The sequence below is a fragment of the Bacillus thuringiensis genome (assembly GCF_001182785.1).
In the GTDB taxonomy this organism is placed as follows: domain Bacteria; phylum Bacillota; class Bacilli; order Bacillales; family Bacillaceae_G; genus Bacillus_A; species Bacillus_A thuringiensis_S.
In genome coordinates this window covers 1,633,586-1,650,220 of the sequence record NZ_CP012099.1, presented here as the reverse complement: position 1 = coordinate 1,650,220, position 16,635 = coordinate 1,633,586, and the positions used below count along the sequence as shown (strand labels likewise).

Sequence of the window (16,635 nt, the reverse complement as noted above, 5' to 3'; positions counted from 1 at the left end):
AAATAGCAATTTTTACATATCCATATTATAACAGTTCGAAATTATCTGTCAAATAATAAACATACAAAAATGTATAGAAAATATAAAAATTTGGAAAATGTTTTTTATTAATATGTAAAATTGCATATTAATTACATTTAATTATATTATATGGTATTTTGAATGTTTTTTCACCGAAAAAATTTGCGTTACCACGAAATATCACTAAAATAATCCCCAAAATACGTTCGGTTATATTTTTAAATTGAAAATCTCTAAATGAAGATTATTCACACAGACAGCGACAAACACCCAAGAAACCTTTCATTTTTCTGCCTATTTAAAGTATAGAATACTAAAAAGGAACTAACCAATGCTTACACATGGCTAATTCCTTCCACCTCTAACAGAATAGAGTTATAAACCCAATCTTCAAATCCTCAACCGAAGTCTCGCTTCTTCTAAAACTATCTCGGCGGCTCTTTCGCCTCATTTACCTAAAATACTCCATACTCTAGTCTTACATCGCATGGTTCTCTATTAGGCACTGACTGTTGCCACACATAGCTAGTTCCTCTATTCCAGCTAAAAAAGTGCTTTTCTTACAACACTAACTTATCAACTAAACCAATTAGCTCTTGAATATCTGGCTTACTTACTTGGGCATTTGCCCCTACAGCTTCACCTTTATGGAATAATTCATTTGTAATTAATGAAGAGAAAATAATGACTGGTAAACGATTCATTACTTCACTATCCTTAACCACTTTCGTTAAATGATGTCCATCCATTTTTGGCATTTCAATATCCGTAATTAGCAAGTGAATATGTTCAAACATTTTTTCGCCTTGCTCTTTCGCTAATTTTTCAATTTGCGCTAACGCTTCTGCACCATTGCTGAAGAAGTTCATTTTCGTATATCCAGCTGATGATAATGTTTCTTCTAATATTTGACGAAGCATCGCTGAATCTTCTGCAATATAAATTACTTTTTCAGCCCGATCTGTTTTTTGTTCTAACCCTGCAATTGATTTATTGTCATAACCAGTGCCGCTAATTTCACATACAATTTTTTCATAATCTAATAGTAAGATGATTTTGCCATCTAGTTTTACAATACCAGATGTCGTTTCTTCTAGTCCCATAGATAATGAAGCTGGTTCATCAATTTGTTCCCATGAAATACGTTGAATACGATGCACTTCATCAACGCGGAAAATAACTTTCATTTGGTTTAATTCTGAGATGATAAATTTCGTTTGATCAAGTGGCTTTGTTGACTTTAAATTAAGAGCCATCGCTAAGTTAATAACAGGTAAAATTTCACCACGTACTTGAACAACACCTTCAACTGCATGATGAGATTCTGGCACAGTTGTAACAGGGAATGGATTAATGATTTCACGTACTTTCATTACATTAATACTAAATAGGTTTTCACCAACAGTGTACGTAACAATCTCTAATTCATTTGTTCCGCTTTCTAATAAAATACTTTGTGCTTGTGACATAAAGGTGTCGCTCCCCTTCCATTAATTCCGTATATCTAATTATTAAGCTTTATAAAAGCGAAAAAGTCAACTACCTATATAAAAAATATAGATAGTCGAACGATTCATTTTATAAAAAAAACAATTAATCTTGTATAAACGAAGCAAGTGCCTCTAATAACACTTCTTGTGCTCCTACAACTTCCGTCGGCATTGCTTCCCATTTTTTCGAAAGCTCGGTCTCTACTCTTATTCTCAGCTCAGAATTCATTTCTGCTAGCACATATTCTTTCGTTGCTATATCAACATCAAGTAGCGCAAGTGCATATAATTCCGGGTCATTTATTTTTTCGAATAATCGTTTTAATACCACCGGTGCTATATGTTTTAATTTTTCAATATGAATTTCCTTATCCGAAAATAGTAACTCATATTGAATAAACGTAACATTTTCTTTAATCACTTTAAAATAGCAATTATTTTTTTTATCATTTACAAAATAACCGTTTGGATCTGCGATAATACTTTCTACTTTACGAATTAAATCTGGCAAACTATTCGCCGCCATTACAGTCCGCTGCTCAACCTCACTCGGCGAAATGAATGTAACGCGATACTTATTTTGCGCCATCCTCCTCACCTCTCCTTTTATAAAAATCTATCATCACAAACATATGAAATGAAACTAGCATACTCTCATTTCATTTCCCTATTGTCACAACTCACAGGCTATAAAAAAGTACTGGCTTGCTATAAAGAGATTATTGTTCAACCATTCCAGTAGATTTCTATAGTTCTCTTCTTACAGCTCCGAGCCACCTAAGCCTAAAAACATTTTTAAGCGCCTTTAAGCAACTCGATATTGTTGAACCAAAACGCAATTTGCTGATCTGTAATGCCTGATAATGTAACAAAAAACTCACGGCACTTCATCTCGTCCTTAAACAGTTGATACTTCCATGCGCCATCACTGCCAACACTGACGAAATAAAACTCATGAATACGACCAATAATCGCTTTCTTTTCAGCAAATGAATACGGGGGCACTTGCTTAATTTCAAATTGATCTGGTAAATATACATGCTCTTCTCGTTCCATTTTTAGCACTTGCTCAGCAAGTTCACGTTTATTCTCGAAAAATGGCAATTGTAAAATTCGTTCTTGTCTTGTCATACGAATAAAAACCCTTCCTACTACATTACGATCTTTCTTTATAATATATTATCGAATTAAGTTTACAACTTCATTTAATACTTCATCTGACACTTTAATTACTTTCGCATTTCCTTGGAATCCACGTTGATATAACATTAAATCAACGAATTCTACAGATAAATCTACGTTTGAACTTTCTTTTGCTGAACCCCTTACATTACCTGCACCATTCTCACCAGCAACACCTATCCCTGGAATCCCTGCTGATGGTGTGGCAATGTAATTGCCATTCCCAGTTTTCATTAATCCACCTGAATTAGGGAATGTAGCTACAGCTAGTTGTCCTACAACCTTCATACTACCATCCGAATATCTCATCATAACGAAACCACCGTCAGAAATTGAATAGTCATTTGCAATTGCAGCTGGACGCCCCGTTACTTCTGTTGTAGAAATAGTTTTCCCTGTCGGATAATTTGTTAAACCACTTAAGTCCAGTGTCAGTCCCTTACCAAAAGGAATTTTAACCGTTCCACCTTTAGTAATTTCACCAGTTACTGGATTTTTTTGTACAGCTTCATCTGTCTCCTTTAGATTTCCTAATGTATCAAATTTAAGATTTTTTTCGCCCGTCATGCCTTCAACCGGCTTAAACTCTTTTTCGTTTTTAGAATCATTTCTTACAGAAACTGTATACGTATATTCACCTGGCACAGGCTTTTCAACTTCTTTACCATCTACAGTCTCTTTTGTAGTCTTTTGTTTAATATTTACACGTAACGTTAACGAGTTCCCTTCCTCATCAAAAACTGTGAATTCGTGAGATAATGCATTTTGATTTCTAGGAAGGTTTCCACCTATTGTTGCTTTATCTGTTTGAATCCCACCAACAGCTGATCCCATTGGAATATGAATTGGACTTGGTCGTGAAGAAAAATCTATTTCTTGAGTTCCTGTTTTCACACCATACCCTAGCACATACTGACCACTTGTATTTGTAACATAGTTATCTTTCGATACACCGAAAGACCCTTTTCTCGTATACTCTACATTTCCGCTATTACGATCGCCAACTAAAAATAAACCATTTCCCTCTATGGCTGTCTCCATTTTATCACTAGTTAAAGTAATAGAACCATCACTAAAATCTGTAGATGTCCCACTAAACTTTACACCGTTACCAATACTCTTTGGATTCGTACCAGCATAAGCACCATCCCCACGTGAACCAACCGTATTATTATATAGCAGATCATCAAAAATAGCTTTTTGCTTTTTATATCCAACTGTTTGTGCATTTGCAATATTATTTGAAGTAACACTTAATGCATTTTGTGCTGCATTCATCCCTGTAATACTTGTATATAACGCTTTAATCATAACCTATATACACTCCTTTTATTAATTTTGCTTAACCTCTTCATTTTTTTCTATATCATCTTTCTTCTCATCTTCTGGATTTGCTTCTGCTATCGGTTTATCTGAAACCCTTTCTACAAAACGAAGTGAGACAACTTGATTATCAACAATAAGTTGTACATCGTTATTTTCGGCAAGTCGAACTGTTTCCACTTGACCAGTCACTTGCTCTCCCTTATTGTTTATACCTCTAACATACTTTCCTAAAAATTTCATCCCTCCATCAAGAGCTGTCGTATACATCGTTGATTGTAGTTTATCTACTGCTTTCGTCATATTTTGTACTTGCTCCATAAGCGATAGTTGAGCCGTTTGATTCATCATTTGGTTCATATCCATCGCATTAAACGGGTCTTGATGTTGAAAGCTTGCTAAAAAAAGTTTCAGGAAATCATCTTTATCCATAATACCGGGTGTTTTTTGATTACTTGCTGATAATCCGTTTGTTTGTTGCACTGGCGATTGTACACCATTAACAGATGCGTTTTTTGCTTGCGCTCCTGCTTGTAACGGAATATGATTTGTACTCGTTGTATTTAACCCAACTGTTGGCACGCTTTATTCCTCCAATAATCCCGCAAATTCTGTTGATTGTTGTTTTTCATGATTTGTATTTGCTAATTTCTGTTTTTGCCTTTGCTCTTGTTCTCGCTGTTCTTTACGATTTTCATCTTTATCTGAATAGCTAATTTGAATATTGATTTCTTTTTCTTTTAACTTTAATTTCAATTCATCAAAAATGATTTCAACACGTTTTTTCGCATCGTGTTTTTCCATTTCTACGTGAACGTCAATTTGATCTCCGTGTTTTTTCATAAACACTGTTAATGTACCAAGTTTTTCTGGATTTAACTGGAATAAAACACGTTCTTGTTTCACTACAAATTTTTGCAGCGCTTCTACTTGCGCTTCCATTTTCTTTCCTAAGTCAGGTAATGAAACTTTCTCAGCACCACTATTTGATTTCCCTATTTGTTCGGTACTCGTCGTTTTATTTAATAACTCTGCACCTGCAGAGCTCGAATCATTTAATGCATCAACCTCTGGCAACTCTACCTTTGCATCATCGCTCTCAAGTTTTGGAAGATCTACCTCTTTAGACTCTTCTTGTTCCTTTGCAATATTACAAGTTTCTGTTTCTACAACTTTCAATGCTTGCATCGTTTGCTCTGGCATCTTCATTTTGTTTAATACCATTTGCATTGTATCTTCTAAACATATAGCATTTTTGATATTCATATTTGAAAGAAGTTCTTGTAATTGTTGTAATTCAGCTGCAGGTAATTCATTAAGTTTAATATTGCCATATTCTTTATATAGCTCTTGTATTTTTTGTATGTATTGATATAACAATTCCGGCTGCACATGTAATTGCTCAATTGCAACCATTTGCTCAGATACAGCTAATAACAACTGTTCTGTCTCTTTTTTTTCTTCTTTCTTTACATTTGGTTCTTCTTTCGTTACCGATTTTTTAGAAAGAATATAATCTTTTTTCTCTTCTGGTGGTGCTTCTTCTCGTTTCGTTTTCTCCGTTTGTGGCTGTTTTTTATTTTCCATTCTCATCGTACGATCGAATGAAGAATCTTCATTTTTTGATTGTACTTCTAGCCCTTTTTCTTTTTGCGGAGGTAAACTTTGTTGCACCGGTAATACAGACTGTATCACTACATTCACCTCATCCATTCATACACATTTTCAAATCCAGAAGCATTTTTTCTTCCAGCTTTTCTTGTGCTTTCGCAAGCTTTTTACAATTTTCTTGATACATCTCATCAATGACACGTTCTTTTTCTTTTACTTGCTCTAAAAGGCTTTCATTTTTTTGAATAAAACCTTCCGTTTTTTTAATTTTTCGATTCCATTCTTCTATTCTTTCAGGTGAAAACGTATGTGAAGAAAGCATGCCCGCCATAATACGTTGCCCAGTTTGTACGACTTTACTACGCGATTTCACAACATATAAATCATATTCTTTTTTTTGTTCTATTTTTCTTTTTTCAGCTGTTAATTCATACACTTCTTTTAAAATATGTTCTTTTTCTTGATTTATTTGCAATTTTATTGTGTCGTACTGCTGTTTATCCACCTGTTTTCATAGCCCCTTCCTATTATAACGTTCTCTTTTTCTATTATATAGTTTTTTTCCAAAAAAATCTGTGAAATATTAAAAAACAAAAAAATAAGACCTCTTAGGCAGAGGCCTTATACTATATGGTGTATCGCTTCAACGATATCATCAAATTGGAAACTATCCGATCGACCTTGCTTTAAAAATGTATTTATACCTTCTACTTTATTTTTACATTCAAAAATATAAGCATTTTCTTCATTTTCTTGAATCGTTCCTAACTTAAAATACAATTCATTTTCTTTATAAATTGATAAAATTTTCCTCATTTCATTTGCAAGTTGCCAATGATGTGGCGACACGATTTCTTCCATAATCCTACTTACTGAATCTAATACTGAAATTGCAGGATAATGACTAAGCGTTGCAAGCTCACGCTTTAATACAATATGTCCATCTAAAATACCACGTGCTAAATCTGGTACAGGGCCATTTAAATCGTCCCCATCAACAAGCACCGTATAAATCCCTGTTATAGATCCCTTTTGTGTTTTCCCGGACCGTTCTAACAGCTTCTTCATATAACTTTCCATTAACAGTGTTTTACCACCAATCGGTAACTCTTTAACAGCAATATCAACACTTCTTCGTGCATCGGCAAAACGAGTAACAGAGTCCATCATAAGTAATACATTATTGCCTTGATCACGGAAGTATTCAGCAATAGACGTTGCAAGCTTCGCTGCACGAAGTTGCATAAGATGACTTTCATCTGACGTCGCTACAACAACGACACTTTTTCGCATCCCTTCCTCGCCTAACTCTTTTCGAATAAAGTCTTTTACTTCCCGGCCACGTTCTCCTACTAAACTAATAACGTTTATATCAGCTTTTGCATTTTTTGCTATCATTCCAAGTAAAGTAGATTTACCAACACCTGACCCAGCAAAAATACCAATCTTTTGACCGATACCAATTGTTAGCATAGAATCAATTGATTTTATTCCTGTTTCAAATACATCAGTAATCTCTTCACGTTCAAATGCATGTATAGGCGGTGCATCTAGTTTTATTTTCTGTAATGGAATGTTTTCAGCTTCCTCATTTAATACTTCACCATTTGCACTTAACACTTTTCCGAGTAAGTGATTACCACGTGGTACAACAACATCTTCTGAAATTAAAGTCACTGAATCTCCATAACATACTTTTTCTGTCTGTTCAAATGGAAGTAGCATATTATTTTCTTTTTCAATGGCAATCACTTCACATAAGACGTTATGTTCTCCAACGAAGCAAACATCTCCGATCTTCGCTTTCGGCCCTTTTGCTACGAAAAACTGTTCTTGTACACTATGAACTTTGCCTACTTTCGTATACAGCGGTGTTTCAATGAACTTATTCCATTTTTCGTTCTCATTCATTAACAGGCGACTCATACATTTTGCTCCTCAAATAACTTCTCTTCTTCCCATTTCTGACGAAGTTTCGCAAATATAGGTGCAAATTTAAATTCAAAGAACTCTTTCTCTTCTTCCAGAACAAATTCACCAAACTGCAGGGAGAAATCATATTTCCATTCTACTAATTGTAGTAACCAATATTCTTTCGTATTCTCCTTCTCTTCTTGAATACGTTCAAACGTTTCTGGATGTACTGTAATGATTAATTTTTCAAACGAAGTTGGCAATGTTTGCACGATGCCAGTTAAAATAGGTAACACATCAAGCGATCGTGAATCTACCGCTTGATTCACGATTTTTTCTGCTAGATGAAAAGATTGATCCCATAATAACTCTGTCCATTCATATGCTGTTTCTTGTTGTTCTTTTTGAAACTGCACACGCGCTGCTTCCATCTGTTCCATTTGTTCATGAATATGCATTTGAAATTGTTCTTTATCTTGTAATAACTGCTGCTGCTCTCGTTCTAGCATTTGCTTCTCTTGCCTTAGCTGATTCATTTCCATATGTAATGATTCTTGCTGGGCGCGAAGTTCTGCATGATCAGCTTGTAATTCTTCCTCTTCTATTTGAACTGAAGCTGGTTTTGGAAATTGTAATTCATACGTTTCTTCAGAAAAAGAAACAGAATTCTTCGGAATTCTGTTTTTAAATAAGGACATCATCTTCACCTCTTTGAACGATAATTCTTCCTTCTTTCTCTAGCTTTTTCACTGTACCAGTGATCGTTTGCTGCGCTTTTTCAGCATCCGTCATCTTAAGTGGTCCTAAGCCATCTAATTCTTCTAGAATCATCTCTTTACGGTTTGAAGACATACATGTAAATAGTTTCTCTTTAATTTCTTCTTTTGCAATTTTAAGTGCTTTCGCAAGAACACCGTTATCTGTAATTTCTTCTAATACACGGCGAAGCGCAAGATCTTCAAGACCAAGTAAGTCTTCAAAGACAAACATATTTTCTTTAATTTTCTCAGATAACTCATAATCGACTTCATCCAGCTTTTGAAAGACTGTTTTTTCAACACCTCGTGAAACATTATTTAAAATGTTTACGATCGTTTTCAAGCCATCAGTTTTATTAATTGCACTAAATGCCATATTATTTAATTTCGATTTTAACAACTCACCAATTTGATTAATTAATTCGCCATCAACTTGTTCTAATTTTGCAATACCCATTACAGTCTCTACTCGTTTATGATCTGGCAATCTCTCAATTAATTGAGACGCAAGTTGCGGTTTAATATAAGAAGCGATAATTGCAATTGTTTGTGGTGATTCATCATTAAGCACTGTAAGGAGTGGCTCTAAATCTGTAAGTGAATTTAAGAACTCAAACGGATTATCTTTGTTATACCAAAGATCTTCCAATAATTTTTCCAGTTCGTCTTCTGGCATGTTTTTAAATATGCGACGAATATATTCTTTATCTGGAGTGACTAAGTTCAATTCTTTTACATTTAGTTCATATAAGAACTCTCCTAGTACATTTTCTAACGTTTCTGGTTTGTATACACGAAACTTTGCGATTTCACGAAGTAGTACTTCTTTTTCCTCAGCTGTCATATATTCAATGACTTTTGCTGCCACCCCTTCTTCTAATGTGCGAATAAGGATGGCAGCTTTTTCTTTGGAGGAGATTTCATCTAACATCGTTGTTCCTCCCTTACTGTCCGTTTAACCATTTTTTAATTACTTTTGCAGTTCCTTCTACATGTTCTTTCGTAGCATCCTGCACTTGTTCATCTAACGTTGGTTCTTTCGGTTCTTCTGGTTCAGGTTTTGGCTCTGGCACTATTTTTTCTTCAGGAATTTCCAAGATACTTTCATTACTTGCAGCCACTTCCTCTTCTGCTAAGTATTCTTCATATTCCTCTTCTTCTTCTTTCTTTCTCTTACGTCTTGCTAATAAGAACCATACTAGACCACCGATTGCTAATAAGCCAGCTGTAATTCCACCGAATAACCACCAGTTCATACCACTTTTTTCTGGCTCTTTCTCTTTTTCGGCTTTCGGCTGATCGAACTGAACAGTTACAACGTTAACTTGACCATTTATAAAGTTACCGTTCGGATCAGCTTGAAGTCCTGCCGCTGTTCCAATTGCTTCTTTAAAAGTTGTCATATCAATTCTACGTTTTACTAGCGTATCATTATCTACCCATACAACAACATTTGTTTTCGTTAATTCTGGGTGTTTCTTAATTGTTTCAACTGTTTTATCTATTTCATAGTTTTCGATTTTGTTACCATTTTTATTATCATAAACAACTTTACCATTTTGATTATTGTTCGTACCGTAGTTTGGCACTTCACCGTTCGCTGTAATACCAGCACCTTGCTTCGTATCTGCCCCTTCTTGCGCAGTAGAGCTTTCCTCTTGCTCTTGTTTACTACGAAGTACACCTTTATCACCATACTTTTCTGACTGACGTGTAACTTCATCGTAGTTTACAGATACTTTCGTATTCACTTTATATTCATTCGGTTTAAACATCGTCATTAACGTTGCATCAATATCTTGCTTTAATTTACCTTCAAGTTGATGCTGCATCTCTACTTCTTTCTCATAAGAAGAAGAACTACTAGAATGTGCTTCATCTGTCCCTTTTGAGATAACACCTTTTTTACTATCAATAACGCTTACTTCTTCTGCCTTTACACCAGGAACTGCTGCACTTATCATTTGCTGTATACCTGCAACTTGATCAGCTGTTAACAATTGTCCACGTTTCACTCCAACCGTAATCGCCGCTGTTCCTTTTGCTTTTTCTTCATCAAAAATTGTCTCTTTTTCAGGCAATGTAATTTGAACATTTGCCGTTTCAACTGTCGCAAAGTTTCTTACAATATCTTGCTCCAATTGCTTCTTCGTACCGACAATTTGCTTCATTTTTTTATCTTGCTCACTTGAACCGAGCGAGCTTTCTAATAAAATTTCCTCACCACTTTTAGAATTAAACGGTAAGCCCATCCCATTCATTTCTTTTCGAACCCATGGAGCATCATTCTTTTGCACACGAATCGAACCATCGGCCGCTAATTGATAATCGACACCTAACTTCGATAATTCTGCTGTAATCTCTTGTTTATCTGTATCATTTAAATTTTGATATACAACAACATATTTATCTGGCAAGGTGAAGTATAAAAGTGCTCCTGTTACAATCGCTAAAAGCGCAGCACCAATTACTAACTTATGCCACGTTTTTAACGATTGGATAACATTTTTCATCTTTTCCATTTAAACACACCCGTCCACTTTCCTAAATTTGCATATTAATTAGTGACTTATAATTTTCAATAAGATTATCACGTACGAGAGCAGCCGTTTTCATTTGAGACTCAGCTTTCTTTTGCTGAATTAAAACGTCATGTGTTTCTCCTACCCCTTTAGTTAGTAAATCATATACTGCTGTTTGTGCATTGTTTTGCGTTTGATTCATATCTTCCAATAAATCAATAAACTTTTTCCCCTCAACTACAGATGTTTGAGAAGTTTTCGGTGCACCAATTGACTGAATTGCTCCAAATGGTTGTGTATTTAACATTGGTTGGATTTTCATATTACTATCTTCCCCCTTATCCTCGGCCGATTTCTAAATCTTTATCAAGCATTTTTTTATTTGCATTTAATACACTCGTATTCGCTTCATACATTTTTTGAGCAACCATTACATTCGTCATTTCAGCAGTTACATCAATATTTGGATAACGTACATATCCTTCTTCATTTGCGTGCGGATGCGTCGGATCATACACTAAATTTTCCGTTTTGTCTGCTTCAATACTTTTTATTTTTACTCCATTAGTAGGAGCACCATCTAACATACTTGCAAAACTATTGTTTGATTCTAGCACCACACTACGACGCTCATATAAATCTGCCCCCGGAGCCGCCGTCGTATTCGCATTTACAATATTGTTAGAAGTAACTTCCATCCACTTTCGCGCTGTCGTTAGCCCTGAGCCACTTGCATTAATTGCCTGAAACATCCGTTGTCTCTCCTTCTACTTTTAACGTCCGCGTGCCGCTTGGTTAATTGCATATTGTGTATTAATTGCGTTAATTGAAATACCATATAACTGATTTGTTTTCATTAAATCTAGCATTTCTGTCGTTACATCCACACTATTCCCGTCTTTATTCGTTTGCATTGATTTTGTTTGAATCTTTGCATATGTATTTTTCGTATTTACTGTCGGCAAGTGCATTTCATTCGTTTGATATAAATCTGGATTGCTCTTTAAATCAGCCGCATTGTTTTTATATAATGCACTACTTTTATTCATCTGCTCAGCAAATGTTACATCTTGTGCTTTATAGCCAGGTGTATTTGCATTTGCAATATTACTAGAAACAGTATTTCGTTTCGTCACTAAATAATTCATATAATGGCTTACATCACTCACTAAATCTGGCATATTCCACACCCTTTCTTTTCTAACTTAATGATCCACTGATAGAAGTTTCACTTCATTATTTATTTTCTTATATGTGTTTATTAAAATATTTACTATTATGTACCCTTACATATTTTATTCCATTTTTCCATTATTGTCTTTAGAAAAATACAAAAATATAAAAAAGAATACAAAAAACTGTATACACCCAGTAATCTATACAACATTTCAATATATGAACTATAAACTAAAATCCATTTTTCTATTATTTAGATTACTATTTTTTCATCACAGTCATAAAATGAAACCTCAATCAGCGGAGTTCTTTATTTAAACGAAGGAATAGACCCCCTTTTAAAAGGGGAATCTGTTTCCAAACGTTATTATTAATATTTACCGTAAAATGAATTAGCCTTCATTCGCCCATCATTTGCCATAATCATTTCTTCCAAAATCTTTTGCTTATCTCGAATATGCTGAGCTGCCTTAATAATGAATGGGCTTACTTCTGCTGCAACTTGCGTACGTTTTTCTTCATCTAGTGTCATCATCCAACGATTTAACATCTCACTCTTCTCAGCAAACTCTTCATCTGACACTTGCAATTCACCGATTTCATTAAAACAGCCGACAAACGTTCGATAAATATCATTGTTCATTTTCAAGCGCTCCACGGTATCCATCTATTAAATCCTGTAGCACTTGCACAATGGCATCAATATCTTTTACTTCACGCGTGACTTTCATCGTTTGAATTTGAATGCTAATCCAGTCATATAAACCAAATAAACTATCGTATAAATCTTTCGTAATATCAGGATTTAACTGGAGCTTCAACTCTTCAAATATACGTTCTAACTTTTCAAGAAGTTCATCACCCTCTTGAAGTTTGAATGTATTTAAAAATTCTTCCAATTTACGAAACTCAATGATGCATCTTTCATAAATAAATATTGTATTTTTAATTGGATTACTAGTCATAATATCATTTTGCATATAACGTTGCCATGCTTGCATACAATCACTTCCTCAGCTTTCATTAGTCATCACTTTTTGTTTTTGTCATTGCTTGAATTGTCTTCAACTGACTATCAAGCAATGCTAACTGACTTTCTAATTTTGCATATTTATCAATAATTGTTTTTTGTTTTTCCTTATTAACTGTATCAATATCTTGAATTTTTCTCTCTAAATCAGTTACTTGCTTTTCAATACTTTTAGAACGTTTCCCAATAATTCCTTCATCTCCAAATATCCCGTCTAACTTTTTCTCTGTATCATGACCTAAACCATTTAAACCAAAGAAAAATTGTTTCGTGGATTCCGGATTCTCTTTAAAAGCTGTTTTTAATTTTTCTTCATCAAGAGTCATATTGCCTTTTTTATCAATTTGAATTCCAAAAGAAAATAAATACTTATCATCTTGGGAGAATTTAAAAATACCTGTCATTGCATTATTGATAGCAAATGACACATTATTCCCTTGCATTACTCCATTTTCTCCAGCAAATAAATCCAAACTTTTAACTGCCTTATTATACTCGTCTTTCATTTTTTTTATTAAATCTATTGAATTTTTTATATCAGAATCTTCAATAGTTAATTTTATTGGCTCTGTAGTTTCCTTTTCTAAATTAATGGTTAATCCTGGAATTGTATCAATCTTATTTGTTTTACTAGTTCCTTTTATTCCATTTATTGTATACTCAGCGTTTATTGCTCCTGTCACTTGATGTGCAACAACATTCGTTCCATCCGTATTTTTCGCAGAAGTAACTAGCCCTATATTTTGTAAAAAACCATTGGCGCCATCAGTTAATTTCAGCTCTCCAGCTTCTCCTGCAGTAGTCGATGTGAAAAATAGTTGATCCCCTAATGTATATACTGATGCACCATAATTCCCATTATTTATCTTATTGACAAGATCTTTATACGTCATATCTTTTGAGATTTTAACTTCTTTTCCATTTATCTGAAATACATCATCTACTCCAAGTTTTAAATCTAAACTAAATTTTTGCTCCATACCTTCAGGAGTTTTTGAAGGAGTAAGTGGAGCTGTAGTTATTTGATGTCTTTCAGCTACCCGTTCTACTGTAATCGTGTATGTTCCAGGAATTGCAGCAGCATCCGCTTGTGCTTTCATAAAGCCATCTTTGGATAGAGTTATTTTCTTTTCATCACCTTTAAATGCGGATAAATCTTTGAACACTTGTACAAGATTGCCAAATTCTTTTTTCATGCTTGCATACACGTTTTTTTCATTTGTTAATGTTTGTTTTTGTGTAGTATAAGGGGATTTTTTCATTTCCAATGCTTGTAACTCTAAATCTACTAACTTCTTTGTATCTATTATGTTATTTCCTAAATTCCATATTTGTTGTCTGCCACCATAATCAGATATTGTTCCTGCCATATTTTTCACTCCTTATCATTTACATGTAATCTAAAATACTCGTTTTACTCATTGTACTAACAGCTTTTAATGTTGCTTCGTACGTTGCGTTTATATAAGCTAAATCAGAAATTGCGACCGCTAAATCAACATCCTCAATTTCTTTACGGTTTTCTTGAAGTGCTACATTTTGCTCGCTTAAAATTGTTTTAAACGTCTCCATTGTGTTCATTGTTGAACCAACTTCAGTTGTACGGTTAATGATGCCATCTAAGTTTTGCTTATTTCCTTCTAATAACGGTTTTAGTGCTTTTTGCTCACCGTTTTGCATTGCTTCACTCATCTGTTTTAACGTTTTTATAACAGGGGATAATAATGCTTCACCGTTACGGAACGCTTTGAATTCATAACCGTCATTTAGTTTCCAGTTCACATCATTTTTTCCACCCTGGTACGTACCATCTTCTGTAAATGGCGGATTTTCTGCACTATCACCACCGAAAATATAACGACCTTGTTCTTTTGTATTCGCTAAATAGACGACCTGTTTTAAAATTTGATCAATCTCTACACCAATAGCCTGCAATTCTTTTTCACTATTTGTACCATTCAATGCTTGTACTGTTAATTGGTCTGCTCTTGTTAAAGATTTCAAAACACCTTGTAAAGTATTTTCAGTTTGTGTTAATACATTTTTCGAATCCGCTATATCTTTCTGCATTTGCTCCATATTTGCCAATGAATGTTGAATCGCAAATGATTTACTTGCTGCAAGTGGATCTTCACTCATAAGAAGGTTTTTCTTCCCTGAGGTTACTTGATTTCGGTGGTATTGCTGTTGCACATTTAAATCCATCAACTGATTCTTTGCCCAGTTTGCATTTTGAAATGTAGATACTCTCATTTCTATCTCCTCCTTAAATATTTCCAATTACCAACTATACATGACTACTCCTTATCTAATAATCGAAAACAAACTATCAAACACTTCATTCATCGTAGTTATAGCTTTAGAATTCGCCACGAAGTATTTCTGGAAGGCCATTAAATTAACCATTTCTTCTTCCATATTTACGCCCTCGATGCTCATCTTTTCTTGCTGGATACCTTCTAATAAATCCTTATGAATATTTTGATATGCATTTACTGAACTTTTATCAGAGGCTACCCCAACTAAAAATTGATCTAAGGCTTGCTTATATGTAAGTCCATCCTTATAGCCTTTATCTGTAATAGCCGCAAGGTTGTTGGCAGTTTCAGCCGAAATTTTCATTTTTGAAATATCTTTTATAAAATCAGGATTCAATTCAAGTTTCTTCGCATCTTCTCCTACAAAAAGCTCTTTCTTCATAGTATTATTCACTTGTTTTTTTAACGAATTTACAAACTCATTCAGATTATCTTTATAATTTGTAATCTTTGCTTTCGTATCAATTGCCGATAAAATTGTCCCACCACTTAATGGGATATCCGTTCCAGATATTTGTACAGACATTGGCTTTTTATCCTTCTGTAATTGAAGTGGATATGTATCTTGACCATTTACAGTTAAAACACCATTCATCCTAACACTTGCAATATTAGGATTTGTAGCTTCATAAGATACTTCTATATCTGCATACTGAGACATTTCTGTCATAATACGATCACGTTCATCTAATAGTTGATTTGGTACTTGTGTACCAGCTTGTCCAATTTTCTTGTTCGCTTCTGCTAAACTAGCAGCAAGTCGATTAAATTCATTAACATGCGCTTCAATATCTTCTGTCGTCTGTGCTTCCACTGTATCTAAGTTTTTCGCGAGACGACTTACTTGACTTGTGAACTTCCCCGTTTCAGCAATTAATGTATCGTAGTAATTTGATTGCTCCGGATTTTTTGCAACTTCACGAAAAGCATTGAAAAACCCATCCATTAAACTAGATAATGAATTTTTACCTGTCGTTCCTACCATAGACTCTACTCGCGACAAAGTAGAATTCATATATGCATAGTAAGAGAACTGTGACATTTGATCATTATATTGCTTTGTCTTCACTTCATCTGTAATACGATCAACACCTAATGTTTGTACCCCATACCCTATTCTTTGTTCTGGTGCATACCCTTTACTCCCTCCAGCAGATCCGTAATTCACCATTTGACGAACATAACCCGGTGTATGAATGTTAGACAAGTTTTGTTTCGTTGTTTGTAACCCCATTTGAGCCGCTAACATGCCTGATAGCGGTGTATTATAATCAGATAATCTCATAAAGC

Annotated in this window: 19 protein-coding genes; all 19 read right to left on the bottom strand. The window is 34.4% G+C overall.

Annotated features, from left to right (window positions below; translation table 11 throughout):
* Positions 1-581: 581 nt before the first annotated feature.
* The 19 genes from AC241_RS08705 to flgK all read right to left on the bottom strand — a co-directional run bounded on the left by AC241_RS08705 (position 582) and on the right by flgK (position 16,630).
* Entirely contained in the window at positions 582-1,490 is a 909-nt protein-coding gene (locus AC241_RS08705) for a chemotaxis protein (protein ID WP_000075943.1), read from the bottom strand.
* 124 nt (positions 1,491-1,614) lie between these two features.
* The gene (locus AC241_RS08700) at positions 1,615-2,100 is read right to left on the bottom strand and encodes a hypothetical protein (protein ID WP_000068302.1); all 486 of its coding nucleotides are present in this window, start codon (positions 2,098-2,100) and stop codon (positions 1,615-1,617) included.
* Positions 2,101-2,306: 206 nt separating this feature from the next.
* Positions 2,307-2,642 (bottom strand): DUF3964 family protein, encoded by a 336-nt coding sequence (locus tag AC241_RS08695; protein ID WP_000198176.1) that lies wholly within the window; start codon positions 2,640-2,642, stop codon positions 2,307-2,309.
* A gap of 48 nt (positions 2,643-2,690) precedes the next feature.
* Complete coding sequence (flgE, locus tag AC241_RS08690; protein ID WP_000588310.1) at positions 2,691-4,004, bottom strand: flagellar hook protein FlgE; 1,314 nt, start codon at positions 4,002-4,004, stop codon at positions 2,691-2,693.
* A 21-nt stretch (positions 4,005-4,025) separates the two neighbouring features.
* Positions 4,026-4,598 (bottom strand): flagellar hook assembly protein FlgD, encoded by a 573-nt coding sequence (locus tag AC241_RS08685; protein WP_001143457.1) that lies wholly within the window; start codon positions 4,596-4,598, stop codon positions 4,026-4,028.
* A gap of 3 nt (positions 4,599-4,601) precedes the next feature.
* Complete coding sequence (locus AC241_RS08680) at positions 4,602-5,711, bottom strand: flagellar hook-length control protein FliK (protein ID WP_050844814.1); 1,110 nt, start codon at positions 5,709-5,711, stop codon at positions 4,602-4,604.
* A gap of 10 nt (positions 5,712-5,721) precedes the next feature.
* Positions 5,722-6,132 carry a hypothetical protein gene (locus AC241_RS08675; protein ID WP_000360860.1) on the bottom strand — a complete coding sequence of 137 codons (411 nt, stop codon included), beginning with the start codon at positions 6,130-6,132 and terminating at the stop codon, positions 5,722-5,724.
* A gap of 116 nt (positions 6,133-6,248) precedes the next feature.
* A complete protein-coding gene (gene fliI, locus AC241_RS08670; RefSeq protein ID WP_050843162.1) occupies positions 6,249-7,553 on the bottom strand; it encodes a flagellar protein export ATPase FliI in 1,305 nt (434 codons plus the stop codon).
* Entirely contained in the window at positions 7,550-8,239 is a 690-nt protein-coding gene (locus tag AC241_RS08665) for a FliH/SctL family protein (RefSeq protein ID WP_000051688.1), read from the bottom strand. Before AC241_RS08665 ends, fliI begins: the two co-directional genes overlap by 4 nt.
* Entirely contained in the window at positions 8,226-9,230 is a 1,005-nt protein-coding gene (gene fliG, locus AC241_RS08660; RefSeq protein ID WP_029441906.1) for a flagellar motor switch protein FliG, read from the bottom strand. Before fliG ends, AC241_RS08665 begins: the two co-directional genes overlap by 14 nt.
* Before the next feature lie 13 nt (positions 9,231-9,243).
* Positions 9,244-10,821 (bottom strand): flagellar M-ring protein FliF C-terminal domain-containing protein, encoded by a 1,578-nt coding sequence (locus AC241_RS08655; protein ID WP_029441905.1) that lies wholly within the window; start codon positions 10,819-10,821, stop codon positions 9,244-9,246.
* A gap of 22 nt (positions 10,822-10,843) precedes the next feature.
* The gene (gene fliE / locus AC241_RS08650) at positions 10,844-11,143 is read right to left on the bottom strand and encodes a flagellar hook-basal body complex protein FliE (RefSeq protein ID WP_000701682.1); all 300 of its coding nucleotides are present in this window, start codon (positions 11,141-11,143) and stop codon (positions 10,844-10,846) included.
* Positions 11,144-11,159: 16 nt separating this feature from the next.
* Positions 11,160-11,573 (bottom strand): flagellar basal body rod protein FlgC, encoded by a 414-nt coding sequence (flgC, locus tag AC241_RS08645; protein WP_000484680.1) that lies wholly within the window; start codon positions 11,571-11,573, stop codon positions 11,160-11,162.
* A 21-nt stretch (positions 11,574-11,594) separates the two neighbouring features.
* Positions 11,595-12,002 carry a flagellar basal body rod protein FlgB gene (gene flgB / locus AC241_RS08640; RefSeq protein ID WP_016077909.1) on the bottom strand — a complete coding sequence of 136 codons (408 nt, stop codon included), beginning with the start codon at positions 12,000-12,002 and terminating at the stop codon, positions 11,595-11,597.
* Between the two features lie 365 nt (positions 12,003-12,367).
* A complete protein-coding gene (locus tag AC241_RS08635) occupies positions 12,368-12,640 on the bottom strand; it encodes a hypothetical protein (protein WP_001058075.1) in 273 nt (90 codons plus the stop codon).
* Positions 12,630-12,998 carry a flagellar export chaperone FliS gene (locus AC241_RS08630; protein ID WP_050843160.1) on the bottom strand — a complete coding sequence of 123 codons (369 nt, stop codon included), beginning with the start codon at positions 12,996-12,998 and terminating at the stop codon, positions 12,630-12,632. Before AC241_RS08630 ends, AC241_RS08635 begins: the two co-directional genes overlap by 11 nt.
* 22 nt (positions 12,999-13,020) lie before the next feature.
* Complete coding sequence (locus AC241_RS08625; RefSeq protein WP_050843157.1) at positions 13,021-14,397, bottom strand: flagellar hook-associated protein 2; 1,377 nt, start codon at positions 14,395-14,397, stop codon at positions 13,021-13,023.
* 19 nt (positions 14,398-14,416) lie between these two features.
* Positions 14,417-15,280: a flagellar hook-associated protein 3 gene (locus AC241_RS08620; RefSeq protein ID WP_050843155.1), complete on the bottom strand. Its 864-nt coding sequence runs from the start codon at positions 15,278-15,280 to the stop codon at positions 14,417-14,419.
* Positions 15,281-15,331: 51 nt separating this feature from the next.
* Positions 15,332-16,630 carry a flagellar hook-associated protein FlgK gene (flgK, locus tag AC241_RS08615; protein WP_001239702.1) on the bottom strand — a complete coding sequence of 433 codons (1,299 nt, stop codon included), beginning with the start codon at positions 16,628-16,630 and terminating at the stop codon, positions 15,332-15,334.
* Positions 16,631-16,635: the final 5 nt, after the last annotated feature.